The organism is Streptomyces endophyticus (assembly GCF_035798155.1).
Taxonomy (GTDB): Bacteria; Actinomycetota; Actinomycetes; order Streptomycetales; family Streptomycetaceae; genus Streptomyces; species Streptomyces endophyticus.
Genome location: NZ_JAOZYC010000163.1, coordinates 1 through 476, shown reverse-complemented (window position 1 = coordinate 476; position 476 = coordinate 1). Strand labels below are relative to the sequence as shown.

At 54.0% G+C, this 476-nt stretch carries 1 rRNA gene; it reads left to right on the top strand.

Annotated features, from left to right (window positions below):
* Positions 1-160 precede the first annotated feature (160 nt).
* Positions 161-476, top strand: a 23S ribosomal RNA gene (locus tag OKJ99_RS32825); the annotation flags it as partial.

The following is a 476-nucleotide window of genomic DNA, read 5'->3' as shown; positions in this document are numbered from 1 at the left end:
CGATACCCCAACCTAAGTTCGGTGAGGACTCGCAAACGGTTGTTGATCCTAATCCGCCCAAACCTAATCCGCCGATACCGCCTAAATAGCCTAAACCTCCGAGTCCAACATTAGGTACGGATTCACAGACAGTTGTACCGAGACCGCCCAGTCCAATACCGCCCAAACCAGCTAGGCCAAGACCGCCGAGGCAGATACCGCCCAAACCTCCTAAACCGATACCGCCCAAACCGTAGTTCATCGGGGTTGTGGGACAGCAACGTGTATCAGGGAGATTAGGAGAAGCGTTTGAATGGCGCGCCACAGAGGGTGAAAGCCCCGTATCCGAAAATTGAACTGAGCTAGCTGAATCCCGAGTAGCACGGAGCACGTGAAATTCCGTGTGAATCCGCGAGGACCACCTCGTAAGGCTAAGTACTCCTGTGTGACCGATAGCGCAACAGTACCGCGAGGGAAAGGTGAAAAGAACCCAGATC